Annotated in this window: 16 protein-coding genes and 1 other annotated feature; of the genes, 1 reads left to right on the top strand and 15 read right to left on the bottom strand. The window is 35.7% G+C overall.

Translation table 11 applies throughout. The features are described from left to right. Positions 1-67: 67 nt before the first annotated feature. The 6 genes from AC806_RS00185 to AC806_RS00160 all read right to left on the bottom strand — a co-directional run bounded on the left by AC806_RS00185 (position 68) and on the right by AC806_RS00160 (position 7,258). Positions 68-1,309, bottom strand: coding sequence for a competence/damage-inducible protein A (locus tag AC806_RS00185; protein WP_061840016.1), 1,242 nt, complete (start codon positions 1,307-1,309; stop codon positions 68-70). Positions 1,310-1,448: 139 nt separating this feature from the next. Then, positions 1,449-2,030 carry a CDP-diacylglycerol--glycerol-3-phosphate 3-phosphatidyltransferase gene (pgsA, locus tag AC806_RS00180; RefSeq protein WP_014123432.1) on the bottom strand — a complete coding sequence of 194 codons (582 nt, stop codon included), beginning with the start codon at positions 2,028-2,030 and terminating at the stop codon, positions 1,449-1,451. Positions 2,031-2,085: 55 nt separating this feature from the next. Continuing rightward, positions 2,086-2,967: a helix-turn-helix domain-containing protein gene (locus AC806_RS00175; protein WP_014123431.1), complete on the bottom strand. Its 882-nt coding sequence runs from the start codon at positions 2,965-2,967 to the stop codon at positions 2,086-2,088. A gap of 96 nt (positions 2,968-3,063) precedes the next feature. After that, on the bottom strand, positions 3,064-4,362 hold the full coding sequence (gene yfmH / locus AC806_RS00170) for an EF-P 5-aminopentanol modification-associated protein YfmH (protein WP_014123430.1): 1,299 nt from the start codon (positions 4,360-4,362) through the stop codon (positions 3,064-3,066). Then, a complete protein-coding gene (gene yfmF / locus AC806_RS00165; RefSeq protein ID WP_069028475.1) occupies positions 4,355-5,623 on the bottom strand; it encodes an EF-P 5-aminopentanol modification-associated protein YfmF in 1,269 nt (422 codons plus the stop codon). Before yfmF ends, yfmH begins: the two co-directional genes overlap by 8 nt. Before the next feature lie 312 nt (positions 5,624-5,935). Beyond that, the gene (locus AC806_RS00160) at positions 5,936-7,258 is read right to left on the bottom strand and encodes an IS1380 family transposase (protein WP_014124543.1); all 1,323 of its coding nucleotides are present in this window, start codon (positions 7,256-7,258) and stop codon (positions 5,936-5,938) included. Positions 7,259-7,507: 249 nt separating this feature from the next. Here AC806_RS00160 and mscL point away from each other — a divergent pair, with 249 nt between their 5' ends. Next, positions 7,508-7,972, top strand: coding sequence for a large conductance mechanosensitive channel protein MscL (mscL, locus tag AC806_RS00155; protein ID WP_069029353.1), 465 nt, complete (start codon positions 7,508-7,510; stop codon positions 7,970-7,972). An 80-nt stretch (positions 7,973-8,052) separates the two neighbouring features. Here mscL and AC806_RS00150 read toward each other — a convergent pair whose 3' ends face one another. From AC806_RS00150 to radA, 9 genes are all read right to left on the bottom strand, one after another. Beyond that, complete coding sequence (locus tag AC806_RS00150; RefSeq protein WP_014123427.1) at positions 8,053-8,295, bottom strand: Veg family protein; 243 nt, start codon at positions 8,293-8,295, stop codon at positions 8,053-8,055. A 95-nt stretch (positions 8,296-8,390) separates the two neighbouring features. Beyond that, complete coding sequence (locus tag AC806_RS00145) at positions 8,391-8,954, bottom strand: RNA polymerase sigma factor (RefSeq protein ID WP_069028474.1); 564 nt, start codon at positions 8,952-8,954, stop codon at positions 8,391-8,393. A gap of 96 nt (positions 8,955-9,050) precedes the next feature. After that, on the bottom strand, positions 9,051-9,569 hold the full coding sequence (locus AC806_RS00140) for an NYN domain-containing protein (protein WP_014123425.1): 519 nt from the start codon (positions 9,567-9,569) through the stop codon (positions 9,051-9,053). A 6-nt stretch (positions 9,570-9,575) separates the two neighbouring features. After that, positions 9,576-10,367, bottom strand: a complete 792-nt coding sequence (gene rlmB, locus AC806_RS00135) for a 23S rRNA (guanosine(2251)-2'-O)-methyltransferase RlmB (protein WP_014123424.1) — start codon at positions 10,365-10,367, stop codon at positions 9,576-9,578. A 96-nt stretch (positions 10,368-10,463) separates the two neighbouring features. Then, positions 10,464-10,853 (bottom strand): Mini-ribonuclease 3, encoded by a 390-nt coding sequence (locus AC806_RS00130; protein ID WP_014123423.1) that lies wholly within the window; start codon positions 10,851-10,853, stop codon positions 10,464-10,466. Further along, on the bottom strand, positions 10,850-12,259 hold the full coding sequence (gene cysS / locus AC806_RS00125; RefSeq protein WP_014123422.1) for a cysteine--tRNA ligase: 1,410 nt from the start codon (positions 12,257-12,259) through the stop codon (positions 10,850-10,852). The genes AC806_RS00130 and cysS overlap by 4 nt, the downstream gene beginning before the upstream one ends. A 65-nt stretch (positions 12,260-12,324) precedes the next feature. Beyond that, positions 12,325-12,519 (bottom strand) — a binding site (T-box leader). Next, the gene (gene gltX / locus AC806_RS00120; RefSeq protein WP_014123421.1) at positions 12,516-13,973 is read right to left on the bottom strand and encodes a glutamate--tRNA ligase; all 1,458 of its coding nucleotides are present in this window, start codon (positions 13,971-13,973) and stop codon (positions 12,516-12,518) included. Its footprint overlaps the feature before it by 4 nt. A gap of 126 nt (positions 13,974-14,099) precedes the next feature. Further along, complete coding sequence (locus tag AC806_RS00115) at positions 14,100-15,236, bottom strand: PIN/TRAM domain-containing protein (RefSeq protein ID WP_069028473.1); 1,137 nt, start codon at positions 15,234-15,236, stop codon at positions 14,100-14,102. 24 nt (positions 15,237-15,260) lie between these two features. Further along, positions 15,261-16,631, bottom strand: coding sequence for a DNA repair protein RadA (radA, locus tag AC806_RS00110; protein WP_061840899.1), 1,371 nt, complete (start codon positions 16,629-16,631; stop codon positions 15,261-15,263). Positions 16,632-16,643 lie beyond the last annotated feature (12 nt).

The following is a 16,643-nucleotide window of genomic DNA, read 5'->3' as shown; positions in this document are numbered from 1 at the left end:
TAATTGTATACCTATCATAGCGTTTTTTTCAAAAAAAAGCAAGAAAAAAGCGAACAAATATTCGTATTTATTTTATTAATTTTTTCCTTAATAAATCTAAGCCAGTCATGACTGCGCTATGACGAATATAGTTCCGATTACGAGTAAAGTGGTATAAATAACTTTCCACACCTTCTTCAGTTGCTAAACCTATCCAAACTGTCCCTGCTTTTTGATCTTCTAGTGAATCCGGTCCGGCTACTCCTGTAAAAGAAAGTGCAAAGTCACTATGGGCTAGTTTTTTCGCTTGTATTGCCATCGCTTCTGCACATTCTTTACTAACCGTTCCATATTTTTCTAACATTTTCGAATCAAGATTTAGTAACTGTTCCTTGGTGGTTTCTGAGTATGTAACAAAACCACCAGGAAAAACTTCGGAAACGCCAGAAACACTGCCTAACATTGCTTGAAAACTACCTGCAGTCAAACTTTCAGCTGCACTTACAGTTTTTTTCTGTTTCTTTAATAGTTCGACAACAACTTCTACTAAAGAATTATTTTCTCCATAACCATAAAAGTAATCACCAACTCGATCTAATATTACTTCTTCCATTTGATTCAGTTTTTGTTTTCCATCATTTTTATCTGTGGTACTAACAGTCAAACGCAAGGTAACTTCATTAGGTTTAGCATATGATGCAATCGTTGGATTGCTTTGATGTTTGATTAGGTCTGCTAATTTAGTAACAAGTTCTGATTCTCCAATGCCATAAAAACGCAACACGCGCGAAATTAACTGTTCATCTGTTTGAAAATGATTTTGCAATAAAGGAATAGCTTCATTAAAAAACATCGGTTTTAATTCATTAGGTGGCCCTGGTAATAACAAATAAGATTTACCTGTCGGTGTTTGATAAAAAATCCCTACAGCCAAACCATTACTATTTTGTAAAGATTCTCCATCTTTGAAAACTAAAGCCTGTAGACGATTATTTTCTGTCATTGGTCGTTCACGTTTTTCAAAAAATGCTAATAAGTTTTGATAACCCCCTTCATCTGTCACTAACTCTTGTCCTACATGTTTTGCTGTAACTTGTTTTGTTAGGTCATCGTCTGTAGGACCTAATCCCCCACACAAAACGGTTAAATCACTTCTTTGGTCCGCTAGCTCCAATGCTTCTTCCAGGCGTTTAGGATTGTCTCCTACAACACTTTGATAATAAACTTCAATTCCTAATCCAGCTAATTCTTCCGCTAAAAAAGTTGTATTCGTATTATCAATTTGTCCTAACAAAATTTCTGTACCTACTGCTATGATTTCTGCTTTCATTTTTCTCGCTCCTACTATTAAGTACGCAAAAAGTCTGGTTTCCATTTTAGAATAATTAAATTTTTCGCTTAAAGAAAAAATCGAATGGTCAAACATCTTCACAACGTTTACCCATTCGTTTATACTTTTTATTCATAATTTACATCGAACCTTTAAATACGCCGGCATTTTTAACAAAATAATCCACTCCTGAATATAGAGTGAAGAACAGGCAAACATATAACAGGATTTCTCCTAATGGTAAAGAGATGAGATTAAACGGTATATTATTAATATATAAAAAGATAATAGCAAACATTTGCGTAGCTGTTTTAATCTTTCCTGGCCATGCTGCGGCCATTACACTGCCATTTTGTTCAACAATCAGCAAACGCAAACCGGTGATCGCCAATTCACGACATACAATAATAACGACAACCCAGCCCGGGGCCTTGCCTAGTTCAACTAATAAAACAAATGCTGTCATAACCAACATTTTATCGGCTAATGGATCGGCAAATTTCCCAAAATTTGTCACTAGTCCTTGTTTACGCGCAATCTCTCCATCAAGCCAATCAGTAAAGCTTGCTACAGCAAAGATCACCGCTCCCACTAAATTGGTTACAGCTAGTTGAGTATTCCCTAAAGATAATACTCCCCAATCTAACGGCGCAAGAACTACCACCATAAAAATGGGGATCATTAACATTCTAATAACAGTAAGTTTATTTGGTAAATTCACTTTATAACCCTCGCATCTCTGATAAAATCAGTGATACATTCCTTTCCTTTATTTTTTAATCTTGATACGTTACCTCAAAATTCAAATTTTTCTGCAACGCTTCATAATCAGGATCATCAAAATCTACTTCTTTATCGTTTGCTTTAAGATCAATATTCGCACTAGCACCTAAGGTTACCACAAAATTTTCCGTTCCCTCTGGTATCGTCGTGCTTTCATTTTGTCCTGCTTCCAATGTTTCTTGTAAAGAATAGTCACCGTTAACAGAAACTCCAACCCAAGCACGACCATTTTTTGCCGTAAACTCTAGTTCTAAAGGTTCTTCAGCGTCAGTCACTTGGATCGTTGCTTGTGACTGAGTTGAATCTGTCATGGCAATTTCCATTTCATCTTCTTCAGAAGAACTGGTTTCAGTCTGACTTGACGTTGAACTTTCTTCATTTGTAGAGGAATCTTGTTCGGTTGTAACAGAGCCATCTACTTCCATGGAAGTAGCAGTTTGTCCGATCACAGGATCAGAATTACGATCTTGCCAAGCCACATAAGCGATTACACCTACAATCATAAACGCAATAATGCCTAATAAGGCCACCGGTAAGTAATCTCGTGTTTTTTTATCACGAGTTTTCCCCTCATGCAACGCTTTTCTAGAACCTTGTACAGTTTCAGGTTCCGCCCGTTTTCCCTCTGGCTCGAAGCTAGCTTTTTCGTCATAAATGTCGACTAAAAAATCACCATCTTCGTCGACAACTTGTGCATACTGCCGAATAAATGAACGTACATAATAAGTACCCGGTAATGCTTCAAAATCGCCTTTTTCGATCGCTTCAAGGTAGCGTTTCTGAATTTTTGTTTTTTGTTGCAGCTCATCGATACTGATGTTTTTTGCCAAACGGGCTTGCCGCAATCTTTCACCAATTATGATTTCATTGCCCACGCTTACATCTACTCCAGTCTTTTTTTATCAATCTACTTTTAGAATACCATAAAAAAGCCCGGCAAAGATAATAATTGCTCTACCTTCAAATAAATTTTAAACTTCTTTTTCTGGTTTTAAACAAAATCTCGCCATAGCTTCTTTTTTTAGTAAATAATTCCCTGCATCAAGGCAATCCTGCAGTTGAATTGAACGAATGATCTCTGGTAAATCAAATAAAGTCAATGTCCCAAAAAGATCTTGTGTAAATTGATTTGCAATAAACTCTAAAGAATTAAGTGATTGGAAATACTTCCCTAACATTTTCTTTTTAAGGCGCTCTAAGTTTTCCTCATTAACTTCTTCTTCGTTAGCAAAATTTAAAAGAATATCTTCAATTTCTTGCAAAAACTCTTCAGGACGCCCTGTATCGCTAGAAAAATCCGCCATATGAAAACTGCGTTCTAACGAAAAATCAAAACCAAAGCTATCATCAATAATACCTTCTTGATATAAACGTAGATAGTTTTTACTTGTATTTCCTAAAAGCAATTGTAACAACAAATTCATTGCTGTTCGAAAGCGTAATTGCGCTTTATCTCCTTTGGGTAGATTTTCTTGAAATCCTCTTACGCCAAGAGTGGCTTTAGGCCGGCTAACTGACATTGTCTTAGAAGAATAGCTATTAATATCAAATGTCGTCTCCTGGGGAAAATATCGATAAATTTCACGAATATCAGTAAAGTTTTTCTCAGCTTGATTATTCTTAACCCAAGACATTGTTTCTTGAGGATCAATATTACCTACAACAAAAAGGATCATATTACTTGGATGATAAAAAGTTTGATAACATTCATAAAGATCATCCGCAGTAATCTTGTCTATACTATTAACGGTGCCTGCAATGTCGATATGCAGTGGATGCTTCGGGTAAAGGTTTTGTAAAAGACCAAAAAATAATTGCCAATCTGGATTATCTTGATACATTTGGATTTCTTGTGCGATGATCCCTTTTTCTTTTTCAACAGTCTCTGGTGTAAAATAAGGCGCTTGAACAAAGTCCAGTAGAGTCAATAAGTTATCTTTAATATGATCAGTAGCAGAAAATAAGTAACTTGTCTTAGTGAAACTAGTAAATGCATTAGCAGAAGCGCCTAAGCGTCCAAATTCTTGAAAAATGTCGCCTTCCTTTTTTTCAAACATTTTATGCTCTAAAAAGTGTGCAATACCATCGGGTACTTTCTTGCGCTTTTCCCCTTGGTAAGCAAATTCGTTATCAATAGAACCATAATTTGTACTAAATAGCCCGTAAGTTTTGTGAAATTCTCTTTTAGGTAAAATAAATACAGTCAGTCCATTATCAAGAACTTCTGTATATAATTTTTCATTAAGAGTAGAATAAACTTTTTTATTCATGAGCTACCTCCTTATCTATGGTAAAAATAGCTTGTAATTGAAGATCTGCTGCAACTTTTTTCACATCTTCTTTGCTTACTGCCATAATCTTCTGTTCAAATTCTTTTTCATCCTCTACTAATTCTGAAAACCATTGTTTTAAATAAGCAATTTCTATTAAGCCACGAGAACTGTCCAAAGAAAGTAAAAATTGATTTTTGAGCATAACTTTTGTCTGTTGCAACTCACTTTCAGTAAAATCACCTGATTTCAGACTTTCTAATTGTTTCTCAATTAATGAAAGTACACGACTACGGTCTTTACTGTCAATTCCTGTTTGTACCGTAACGATTCCACGAAATGAATCAAACGTGCTAGAAGCATAATAAGCTAGACTAGCTTTTTCTCGTACATTGATAAATAATTTCGAATGCGGAAATCCACCAAACAAACCATTAAACACTAATAAAGAGAAACGTTTCTGATCATTATAATAAATAGATGTCTGATAAGCTAAATTTAATTTTGCTTGAACTACAGGTTCGTATAATACTTCTGATTGTACTTCTGCTTTTAACCCTTGTTTATAAAATATTTCTGTTTGAAGTGATGATCTAGGACTAAAAGGTAACGATTGGATTGCTTCTTTTGCCCTTTCTTCTTCAATATCTCCTACAACAAAAATATCAATTTGGTCTTGTGTCATCATTTCATGATAAGTTTGCACTAAATCATAAGCACTTAAAGAATTTAGATCTTCTTTTGTTCCAAAGCTTGGTGTTTTTTGATCAATATCTTCTGCAAAATACAGCTCCTGTAAACGTAAAGCAGCTAGCGTTTGTTTATCTTCTTTTATACTTTCTAAATAATCCATCATATTTTCTTTTTCACGCTGAAAAGTCTCTTGATCAAAGGCGCCCTCTTTAATATTGGGATGAAACAAAATTTCTTGAATAAATTTTATACCTTCTGAAAAAATATCCTGTTCATTAATGTATTTGCCATTTACCAAATTCATCATTAAATTTACTTGATGGATATTTCCTTTTTTGCTGACATTTAACCCAAAACTTGCGCCATACAAATCAGCAAGTTTTTCACTTAATTTTGTCTGAGTAAGATAGTTAAAACTATTGGTTTCCAACAAGTTCGTTAGTAATGCCCGCTTACTTGCAACCGCTTTTTGATGCTTAGTCGAAAAACGTACAAATAAACGAACAGTTTTAAACTTTTCTGTTGGAATAACTGTTAATTTTACACCTGGCTGTAATGAAATGGCCACTTTTGATACTCCTTAGTCTAAATTATAGATAATCTATGTTTTATTTAAAAATAATTATAACATACACAAGCTCGAGAAAAGAAAATTCAATTTAACGAATAAAGAAGAATTTAACCTGAATGATTTATAAAAATTTGTGGATAACGCATTCGACTGTTCAACGAGGTGACTTTTATGTTATTTTCCCTTTTTATCGCCGCTTTTGAATAAAGAATAGAAAGGGATGATCGAACGACGCTAAAAAAAGATAAAATTCTTCCTAGAGAATGAAAGCCAAGCCTTTTTTATCAAGAGGAAAAGGGGAAAAGTAAACTAGAGATTCAATCGCTGAATTCGTGTAAGGACTTCCCAAAAAAGCGTGTTGTAAACATTCGTACTTGATAAGTGAATTTGCACTTGACGCGCGTGTTCTGTGACTTTTCCAGCAATATGAAATAGTTGAAAACGGATCGTGTCAATCACCGTCGTCTTTTTCTCTTGCGGAAAAGTCAGCTGTTTCATCAAGTGGATGATATTATAGGCGATAAAACTTAGGGCTAAGCGAACCTTATTCGCTAAAAAGGAAGGACTGTCCGTTTTATCAGCGAAAAATCCGGTCTTCATTTCTTTAATGAAGTTTTCCATATTCCCTCGTTTTTGATAGAGCTGAAAAATGGTTTGGGGCGAAAGATGAGCGAAATCGGTCACCACAAATTGAAATTCGGAAAAAAGTAAAGTTTCGGCTTTTCGAGTAGCCTTGATGGCTACTGTTCGAGATCGGTCCCAAGAATCTGCTTGATAAGCCATCTTAAAATATTGATGTTCGGACTTTGTGTAGTCCGTACCGTTGGTATATTGGACAAGATGTTGCGCATAATGAATCAACCGTACGTTATTTTTCAATTTAATCACATAATGGGCGCCTCGACACTCACATTGTTTATAAATTTCCGGTTTGGCAAAGCCACTATCCCCGCGTACAAGCATTGTGGGATCACTCGAACGTTGTTGGTAATGCGCCAACATTTCTACGAGATAATCTTCGGCGTGGGTGGAGGTATAAGATTTGCCATGACGATGGCGAACATCTAATGCCAATCCGGTTAAACCTTCAAATGCCACAAATGGATGATATCCATTGAGGCCATAGTGGTAAATATATTCCCCTGCTTCTTGCTTTCCGTAAGTGGGACAACAGGTGGAATCCAGATCAAGCACGAGTTGTTGGCTGTTTTGCTGGTCCATGCCTAAATCGCCAAGTTTTTTCGCCACTTGTAATAGTTGATTAACATTTTCTTCTGTCAAGGTATGAAGCAAAGTAGACATCATAAATTGCGAACTAAGGCGTTCTTGTTTCAATGCTTCCTTAAAAAGGCGATCATATTGTAAGGTATTGGCGTCTCGGTCTCGAGAATAACCAGCGATCAATTGATATAGCCATTGTTTTACGACATCCAGCCATTCATGTTGGGCGAAGGCACGATACTCTGGAATATGAACGTATTGCGCTAACAGGGAATCAAAACGAATTTGATTTAGAAACTCCGAAAGTAAGACGAGCCCCGCGTCATTGGTTAAGGTGCCACCGTCATTGGCGATCAAGATGGCTTTTTGCTTATTGAATGTAAGAGAATTTTGTTGTAAAGTGAAAGACATAAGAAAGCACTCCTTATTGTTATGTTTCGTTGACTTTACAATAACACGAAGTGCGTTCTTTTTGTACACCCAGAAGGTGAAGCAACTCAACCTTTAGAAAAAAGCACATGCCAAGGATTGAATGATCCTGGGAAAAATTTATAAATCATTCAGGTTTAATGTTAAATTTTAAAAAACAATTTATTTCAAAAAAATATTTCGTTTCGTTATACTAAAATAAGCAAAATTGGAGGTGTAAATGTGAAAAGAATTTTTTCAGAATTTAAAGAGTTTATTCTAGCTGGGGATGTATTAGATTTAGCTGTGGGTGTCGTTATTGGTAGTGCTTTTACTGCTATTGTCACTCAGGTTGTTGAAGGCTTAATCACACCGCTGATTGGCTGGTTTGTAGCTGCCATTACAGGCACAAGAGATCTTGAAAGTTCCCTATCCGTACTTGATTGGTCTCCAGTACCTGGCGTAACATTTCAATTTGGTGAGATCGTTAGCGCAGTGATTATTTTTATTCTTACCGGTTTTATTTTATTTATAATTGTCAAAACTGCTAATAAAGCTAAACTTACACAAGAAGAAGAAGAAGCTCCAGCTGCAGAGGATTACTTAGCTGAAATTCGTGATCTGCTACGTCAAGAGCAAGGTTTGCCTATTGAAACAGACGAAGACAATAGTGAAACAGACGCTGAAAACTCAGATTCTGAAACAACAAAAGAGTAAAAAATAGGAAAAAGTAGTTTTTATTAACTACTTTTTCCTATAAAAAATTTATTTTTAATTAAAATGCTTATGTTTCTTAATTAAACTGCATCAAGAAACTCAATTTCTACTGCTTTTGTTAAGACATCTGAATAGCTGTAAGAAACTCTTTCAAATGAATTTTCTTCTGGATCTAAATCTACGACAAAAACTGCTGGATATGTTTCTGCCAAAACGCCTCGACGTTGAGTCTGACGCTTTCTTCCTGTCTGAGCCACCAACATAATTTTACTGCCAATATGCTCTTCCAGGGCTTTTTTGATCGTTGCTAGAGTCGTTGGCATTACATTCACCTCAACACCTATTATACCACAAAATGATTAAAACTTAAAGTATACCACAAAATCTAAAAATTTGACAATAGCTTTTCAATAGAAAATCACTTCTTATATAAAACTAATTTTTGCGTGATTTTTCTTCTTGAACGGTCATAAGCATTACGCAAAGCAGCATTTTTTTGTTCCGATGGCGTTGGTGCGTCTCCGTAAAAGAAACCGCAAAAAGCTCTTCTTTCCAAATTCGTTAATAAAGAAGTATTTTCTTCTAAGGTTTCTTGTACAAGCAGTTGCTCTAAGGGATCATCTGTATACGAACGATATTCAATGTGTTTTATTCCTCCTTTTTGAAAGATCTTTTGATCAAATGAAACATTCCCTTCTGCGTTTTTTCTTTTATATGCACATTTTTTTCGTACTAAACTAACGATCACATTTTCAAAGGAACGTTTAAAAAAACCACCTAAGGTTATTTCTGTATCACCTTTGTACGCATGTAAGCAGTGATTAAATGTGATCAACCCTTCTTGGAACCAATCCTGTTCATCAAAATCATGTAGAAAAAATTTTGCTCTTACCGAATGAACTACAGGTTGATAACGATAATATAGTTCTAATAAGGCTTCTTCATCTCCTTGTCTTGCTTGTACAATTAAATTTTTTCCCATCAAAAAAAGCTCCTTTCATTTATTATCAATGAAAAGAGCGTATCATCGAAAAAAGTTATCGTCTCTCATTTACCTACGCAACTTTTTACAAAATATTCAACTTAATTCTCTTAATTTTTCCTCTAATTTTTTTAACTGTTTCTCATCCCAAGGTGAATTTCGTCGATAATCCGTATATTTTATGGATTCTTGATGACGTTTGATTGCTTCTTCAGTTTTTTTGACTGTTTTATATAATTCCCTAGCTGAGACTCTCAAGGCTCCTTGTGAAAAAATCACCCATTGTTCTGCTAAATCGCTGGTAGCTACTGAAACTTGCGTCATTATATCATTAAGCTTGCCAGCAATCCTTTCAATATAACTATCAGCTGTCTCCCCTTCTTCAGTAAAAACAACTTCCAGCTGATATCTCGCATAATTTTTAGTAACCCCAGGAACAAATTGAGCATCAAAAACGACAATAACAGCTAACTTTTCATATTTAGCATAATTGGATAATGACTGTAACAGTTGTTCCCGCGCATCTTCCATTAAATCTTTATTTTTTAACTGTACAAGTTCAGGCCAAGCGCCAATCATATTATAACCGTCAACAATTAATAATGGTTTTTTCATACTTTCTCACTCATTTCGCTTCACGAAAGCTTCATACATTAGTATACCGCTGGCCACAGAAGCGTTCAAACTTTGCACATGACCTGTAATAGGAATCGTCAGCGTTTCGTCCACTTGTTTTTTCAATCCTGTATTCATCCCATGTCCTTCATTACCAATAATTAATCCGATGGCTCCTTTAGCGTTCCATTCATGATAAGAAGTCCCGTTCATATCTGTGCCAAAAATCCAAAAACCTTTTTCCTTTAATTCAGTAACTGCTTGTGTCAAATTCGTCACACGAGCTACAGGCACATATTCAACCGCTCCTGTCGATGTTTTAACAACAGTAGGGGTAATCCCGCAAGCTCGATGCTTAGGAATAATTATACCATCTACACCTGAAGCATCTGCTGTTCTTAAAATCGAACCGAAATTGTGCGGATCTTCAATATGATCTAAAAGAACAAAAAATGGTTGAGATTTACTCTGCTCAATCAGCTCGTTCAACGTTAAATATTGATAAGGTGTTATTGCCAGTACAACACCTTGATGAACGCCGCCTTCACTCATTTGATCTAATTTTTGTTTAGGCACCCATTTTACAGGGACAGAATGTTCTTTTGCGAGTACTTTTAATTCTTCAATTTTAGTTCCTCCTGCTTCTTTTAACAGGAATAACTTATTTCCCCTTGCCTTTTTCAAAGCTTCTTGAGCTGCATAGTGACCAAAAACAAAATCTGTTTCATTAGTCTCAGGTTGATCTTTTGTTTCACGTGTAACTTTTTTATTTTTCGCTTTATTTTTTGTTTTCTTCATTTTTAACCTCCATATCGACTCGTTATCTTTGAATTCTCATTAATTGCTGAAAAAACGAGAAAATCATCATTTGCCTTAAATTTTTTTATTATTAAGCTATGTTTCTTCTATTTTTTTTATACACCATGTAACCAGTTCTTCCAAACGCTGCGTTTGTTTTGATAAATGTAAATATCCCATTAGGCTTTCAAAACCAGTCGACATACGGTAAGTCTTAACATCTGTATTTTTAGCGCTTGTATGACTCTTACTATTTCGTCCCCGTCGATAGTAAGTATCTTCATCTGTTTTTAATATCTGCTCGTCTAACATCTCTTGAATCAAAAAAGCTTGTGCCTTGGCCGATACATAAGAAGTTGCTAAACGATGGAGTTGGTTAGGGCGAGTATTTCCTATAGCTATCAAATGATCACGGATATAAACTTCGTAAATAGCATCTCCAACGTAAGCTAGTGCCAGACCGTTTAATTGTTGATAATCTGTCATGTTTTTCTTCTCCACCTTGTTCCTTGTGGCGTATCTTCCAAAACAATTCCTTGTTCTTTCAACTGATCTCGGATTTCGTCGCTACGAATAAATTCTTTATTTTTACGAGCTTCATCACGTTCTAAAATCAATTGTTCCACTTGTTTATCAGCTAATTTTTCTTCAAATTCCACACCGAAAATAGTAAGAATTTCTATAAAATGATCTAAAGCATATTTTAACACTTCGTAAGAAACAGTGTTTTGTTCAATATAACGATTCATCCACTTAGCCATTTCATAAACAACTGTAATACCATTTGCTGCGTTAAAGTCGTCATCCATTTCTATAATAAACTGATCAATTAACTGCTTGAATTCGTCCTTTTTGTTATTATCATCATTTAAACTACTTATGGCATCATTTAAGCGAAAAACAGCATTCTCGTAAGTATTTTTTAAGCGTTGTAAATTATTATTTGCTTCTGTTAGTGTTTTTTGGCTATAGCGAATAGGACGACGATATTGCGTAGTAGATAGGAAAAAACGAACTACTTGTGGATCCATCTTATCCAAAATATCATGTACAGTTACAAAATTTCCTAGTGACTTGCTCATTTTCTCGTCATCTTCACCAATTGTCACGTATCCATTATGCATCCAATAATTAGCAAATGTTTTACCGGTTTTGGCCTCGCTTTGCGCAATTTCATTTTCATGATGCGGAAACTCTAAATCCTGTCCACCACCATGAATATCAATTGTATCGCCTAGCAGTTGTGTTGCCATAACAGAACATTCAATATGCCAACCAGGGCGACCTTCTCCCCAAGGAGCTGGCCAGGAAATTTCTCCTTCTTTCGCGTTTTTCCATAAAGCAAAATCTAAAGGATCCTCTTTTAATTGCTGTTCTACACCAGTCCGCTTACTAGCACCAACTTCTAATTCGTCGATTGATTGATCGCTTAAGCGGCCATATTCTGAAAATTTACGTGTACGATAATAAACATCTCCATCAACAACATAAGCATATTCTTTATCCAATAAAACTTGAATAAAATCAATAATTGCTTGCATATAATTAACGACTCGTGGATGATGATTTGCTGGTTTTACATTTAATTTTGTCGTATCTTGTTCAAAAGCTTTGATAAAACGTTCAGCAACTTCAGGTGTACTTATTTTTAACTCTTTAGCAGCTCTAATAATTTTATCATCAACATCTGTAAAATTTGATACATAGTTAACTTCATAACCACGATATTCCAAATAACGACGAATCGTATCAAAAGAAACTGTACTCCTGCCATTGCCTATATGAATATAATTATAGACAGTTGGTCCACAAACATACATTTTAACTTTTCCAGCGGTTATTGGCTGAAATTCTTCTTTTTTTCTTGTCAAAGTATTGAATATTTTTATCATCTAAAAGCTCCTTTCTACTTAAATTGTTAAAAATAAGCGTCTTTCAAGTAGGTTACATAACCTATTCGAAAGACGCTTACAAGCGTGGTTCCACTTTCTTTACTTATTATCTCATTAAAAGCGTAACGAGCTTTACTCGTCTTTGGTTTTGCCAAAGCCACTTACAGGTGCATTTCTCAACCTTTTTTTGACCGCCTTGCAGCAAATAGCCGTCTCTCTGTGAAAAAAACGATGATACTTCGTCTGTTCATTGTGTTTACAATACTTCATTTAAATGTGCCAATGCTGTTTGCTTACCTAATAGTTCAACAGTGTCTGGTAACTCTGGACCATGCATCGCTCCAGAAACTGCAATTCGAATTGGCATATATAAATTCTTTCCTTTCGAACCTGTTTCTTTTTGAACTTCTTTAATTGCTTTTTTAACAGTAGAAGCATCTACTATTTCTAGTTGTTCTAATTGTGCCTTAAATGCGCTAAGAACAGCTGGCACACTTTCACCTGCTAATACTTCTTTAGCTTTATCATCTAAAACCGGATGTTCACCAAAGAATAGGTAAGTCAAATCGACAATTTGCGCAGCATAACTCATTTGTGGTTGATACAAAGCAACCAATTTTTTCACCCATTCTAGGCGTTCAGGGCTAGGATCTTTTTCTACCCGTCCATCTGCTTGTAAATAAGGTAAACACAAATCAGTTAAGATATCTACGTCTAACTGTTTAATATAGTGATTTCCGATCCATTCTAATTTTTTAGCATCAAATGAAGCAGGGGATTTACTCAAACGACTTGACTCAAACATATCAATAATTTCTTGTTTTGAAAAAATTTCTTCTTCGCCCTTAGGGGACCAACCAAGTAAAGCAATAAAATTCAACATTGCTTCAGGTAAATAACCTAACTGGCGATACTGTTCAATAAATTGTAAAATCGATTCATCTCGTTTACTTAATTTTTTGCCCGTATCTGCATTAATGATTAAAGTCATGTGGCCAAATTTAGGGGGGGTCCAACCAAAAGCTTCATAAACCATCATTTGTTTTGGTGTATTGGCAATATGATCGTCCCCACGTAAAACATGGGTAATTCCCATCATATGATCATCTACCGTCACAGCAAAATTATAAGTAGGTACACCATCGGTTTTTTGAATAATAAAATCGCCACCGACATTATCTGATTCAAAAACAATTTCGCCTTTAACCATATCGTTAAAACGATATTCAGTATTTTTAGGTACACGGAAACGAACAACAGGCACGATCCCTTGTGCTTCTTTTTCAGCCTGCTCTTCTGCTGTTAGATGAGCACATCTACCACTATAATGAGGGATTTCTCCGCGAGCTTTTTGCGCATCTCTATCAGCATCTAATTCTTCTTGGGTACAATAACATTTATATGCTCGATTACTAGCCAATAATTGCTCAATCAACGGTAAATAGATGTCTTGACGTTCTGATTGACGATAAGGACCATAATCACCTGGTTTTTCCGGAGATTCATCCCAATCAACGCCTAACCAAGCAAGGTTATCTAATTGGCTTTGTTCACCATCTTCAATATTACGCTTTTGGTCTGTATCTTCAATCCGAATAATAAATTGGCCATCCATGTGACGTGCATATAAATAATTAAATAAAGCCGTCCGAGCATTTCCTATATGTAAATGGCCTGTTGGACTCGGTGCATATCTTACACGTACTTTTGTCATTTTCATCTTCCTCTTCTATTTAAATCTTAGTCGCTTATTGCTTAATATAAATATAACTATTCAGCTAAAATTGTACATTTAAATGACAGATTAGTAAAGCCTGACGACTATCTAGCCCGCCTTTACTTACTTGTTATTAGTTTTATCATTTTGTCCCTGATTATCGATTCCTCTTCCTGCATGAGCTGGTTTTGCAAAAATCATACGTCCAGCAGCTGTCTGTAGTGCACTCGTTACAGTCACATTTAATCGTTCGTTCATATAATGTTGACCTTCTTCTACCACTACCATTGTACCGTCATCTAAATAAGCCACGCCTTGTTGACGCTCAGTACCAGCTTTTACAATCATTACTTCCATAGACTCTCCAGGAATAACAACCGGCTTAACCGCGTTTGCTAGCTGATTGATATTTAGTATAGGGACATTTTGAAATTCAGCAACCTTATTTAAATTATAATCATTGGTTACCACAATACCATCTAACAATTTAGCCAATTTTAATAACTTACTATCCACTTCTGAAATATCTTCAAAATCTCCATCATACATTTCAACAGAGATTTCATCTTCTTTTTGCAAAGAATTGAGAATATCTAAGCCTCGTCGTCCCCGCACTCGTTTCAAACTATCTCCAGAATCAGCAATATATTGCAGTTCATCCAATACAAAGTTAGGGATTAAAAGTACGCCTTCAATAAAGCCCGTTTGCGCGATATCATAAATACGTCCATCGATAATGACACTAGTATCTAATATTTTATACTTATGAAAGTTATCTTCTACCTTGCGATCAAGTAATTGTTGTGTTTGCTGTTCAGTTTTCTTTCCCCTAGGTGCAAAAAGTTTTTTCCATTCGTCGATTCTGGTCACACTGATTTGAAAGCCAAAATAGCCAAATAAAATCATCAGCACAAAGGGGACGATGCTATTAACAAAAGGCACTTCCCAATTATAAAAGGGAACTGAGACGATCACACCAATAATCAATCCCAAAATTGTCCCCATGACACCAAATAAAAGATAAGTTAAACTAAATCCGCTTAACCATTTTTCGACCTTTTTAATTCCTGTTGAAATCAAATTAACTACCAATAATGAAAATAAATAAAAAATAAATGCTCCGATCAAACTATTGGTAATATTGTTATTCAACCATTCATTTTGCTGTTGTCCAATCGTTTCCCAAGCCAAGGGTAAGGAAGAAATCCCCAAACTTGCGCCAGCAAAAACCATTAAAACAGTAATTACTCGTTTTTGCATATACATCTCTCCGTTTGTCTATTTTTACCTAAATATACGTTTTAATGCTTCATCAAGTGTTGCGATACCAACAACCTCGATGTCAGCTGGCGCTTTCCAGCCGCTTAAATTATTTTTTGGTATATACACTTTCTCAAAACCTAATTTTTGAACCTCTTTTACGCGCTGCTCAATAGCACTCACGCGACGAATTTCCCCTGTAAGACCAATTTCCCCAATGAAACATTCAGTAGGTTTTGTACCTTTTTCTTTATAACTTGAAGCAATACTAATAGCTATAGCTAGATCGATCGCTGGTTCATTTAATTTTACACCACCAGCTGCTTTTAAATAAGCATCCTGATTTTGTAAAAGTAGGCCTGCTCGTTTTTCTAATACAGCCATAATCAAGGAGACTCGATTAAAATCTAAGCCAGTAGCCGTTCGTTTAGCATTTCCAAACATCGTTGGTGTAACTAATGCTTGTATTTCCACTAGAATAGGACGCGTTCCTTCCATCGCAACCACAATGGCAGATCCGCTCGTTCCTTCTAATCGTTCTTCTAAAAAAACTTGTGAAGGATTACTTACTTCTTTGAGGCCTTGTTCATACATTTCAAAAATGCCGATCTCATTAGTCGAACCAAAACGGTTTTTTACTGCCCGTAAAATACGAAAACTTTGGTACTTATCTCCTTCAAAATACAATACTGTATCAACCATATGCTCTAGCATACGAGGGCCAGCGATAGAACCTTCTTTAGTCACATGGCCAACCACAAAGACGGCAATTTCGTTTGATTTAGCGATTTTTAATAACTCGGCCGTAGTTTCTCGAACTTGGCTAACACTTCCGGCCGCGCTTGAAATATCTGGTTGTGTCATCGTTTGAATGGAGTCAATGATCACATAATCGGGTTGCAGCTTTTCAATTGTTTCTCGAATATCCTGCATATCCGTTTCAGCAAATAAATAAAAATCATTTTCGGCATCGCCTAAACGCTGCGCTCGTAATTTGATTTGTTCTGTACTTTCTTCTCCGGAGACATAAAGTACTGTTCCACCGGTTGCTGCTAACTGTTGCGATACTTGTAAAAGCAAGGTGGACTTACCAATACCAGGATCCCCGCCTAATAGGATCATCGATCCTGGAACCACACCTCCACCTAAGACACGATTCAATTCATCTAGAGATGTCTTTATTCGTGGCTCTTTTTTAGGAACAACATCTTTTAAAAGTGTCGGCTGCATCTTGCTACCTGTCAGTGTTGTTCGATTCCTGCGATCGGTAGTGTCTTGTAGTTTTTCTTCTACCATCGAATTCCAACTACCACAATTAGGACATTTGCCTAGATACCTAGGTGAAATATAACCGCAATTTTGACATTCAAATTGTGTTTTTACCTTTTTTGCCATATTTTCCCTTCT

It is taken from the genome of Tetragenococcus halophilus, assembly GCF_001712815.1.
GTDB lineage: Bacteria > Bacillota > Bacilli > Lactobacillales > Enterococcaceae > Tetragenococcus > Tetragenococcus halophilus.
Note: the sequence above shows the minus strand (reverse complement) of the source record. Positions and strands in the feature narration are given on the sequence as shown.

What these genes read in the sequence shown, in the direction of transcription:
- radA (WP_061840899.1), bottom strand. Translation starts at nt 16,631, where the DNA reads ATGGCAAAAAAGGTAAAAACACAATTTGAATGTCAAAATTGCGGTTAT.
- AC806_RS00140 (WP_014123425.1), bottom strand. Translation starts at nt 9,569, where the DNA reads ATGAAAAAACCATTATTAATTGTTGACGGTTATAATATGATTGGCGCT.
- AC806_RS00185 (WP_061840016.1), bottom strand. Translation starts at nt 1,309, where the DNA reads ATGAAAGCAGAAATCATAGCAGTAGGTACAGAAATTTTGTTAGGACAA.
- AC806_RS00115 (WP_069028473.1), bottom strand. Translation starts at nt 15,236, where the DNA reads ATGCAAAAACGAGTAATTACTGTTTTAATGGTTTTTGCTGGCGCAAGT.
- cysS (WP_014123422.1), bottom strand. Translation starts at nt 12,259, where the DNA reads ATGATAAAAATATTCAATACTTTGACAAGAAAAAAAGAAGAATTTCAG.
- AC806_RS00145 (WP_069028474.1), bottom strand. Translation starts at nt 8,954, where the DNA reads ATGGGAAAAAATTTAATTGTACAAGCAAGACAAGGAGATGAAGAAGCC.
- AC806_RS00150 (WP_014123427.1), bottom strand. Translation starts at nt 8,295, where the DNA reads ATGCCAACGACTCTAGCAACGATCAAAAAAGCCCTGGAAGAGCATATT.
- AC806_RS00130 (WP_014123423.1), bottom strand. Translation starts at nt 10,853, where the DNA reads ATGACAGATTATCAACAATTAAACGGTCTGGCACTAGCTTACGTTGGA.
- rlmB (WP_014123424.1), bottom strand. Translation starts at nt 10,367, where the DNA reads ATGAAGAAAACAAAAAATAAAGCGAAAAATAAAAAAGTTACACGTGAA.
- gltX (WP_014123421.1), bottom strand. Translation starts at nt 13,973, where the DNA reads ATGACAAAAGTACGTGTAAGATATGCACCGAGTCCAACAGGCCATTTA.
- AC806_RS00160 (WP_014124543.1), bottom strand. Translation starts at nt 7,258, where the DNA reads ATGTCTTTCACTTTACAACAAAATTCTCTTACATTCAATAAGCAAAAA.
- yfmH (WP_014123430.1), bottom strand. Translation starts at nt 4,362, where the DNA reads ATGAATAAAAAAGTTTATTCTACTCTTAATGAAAAATTATATACAGAA.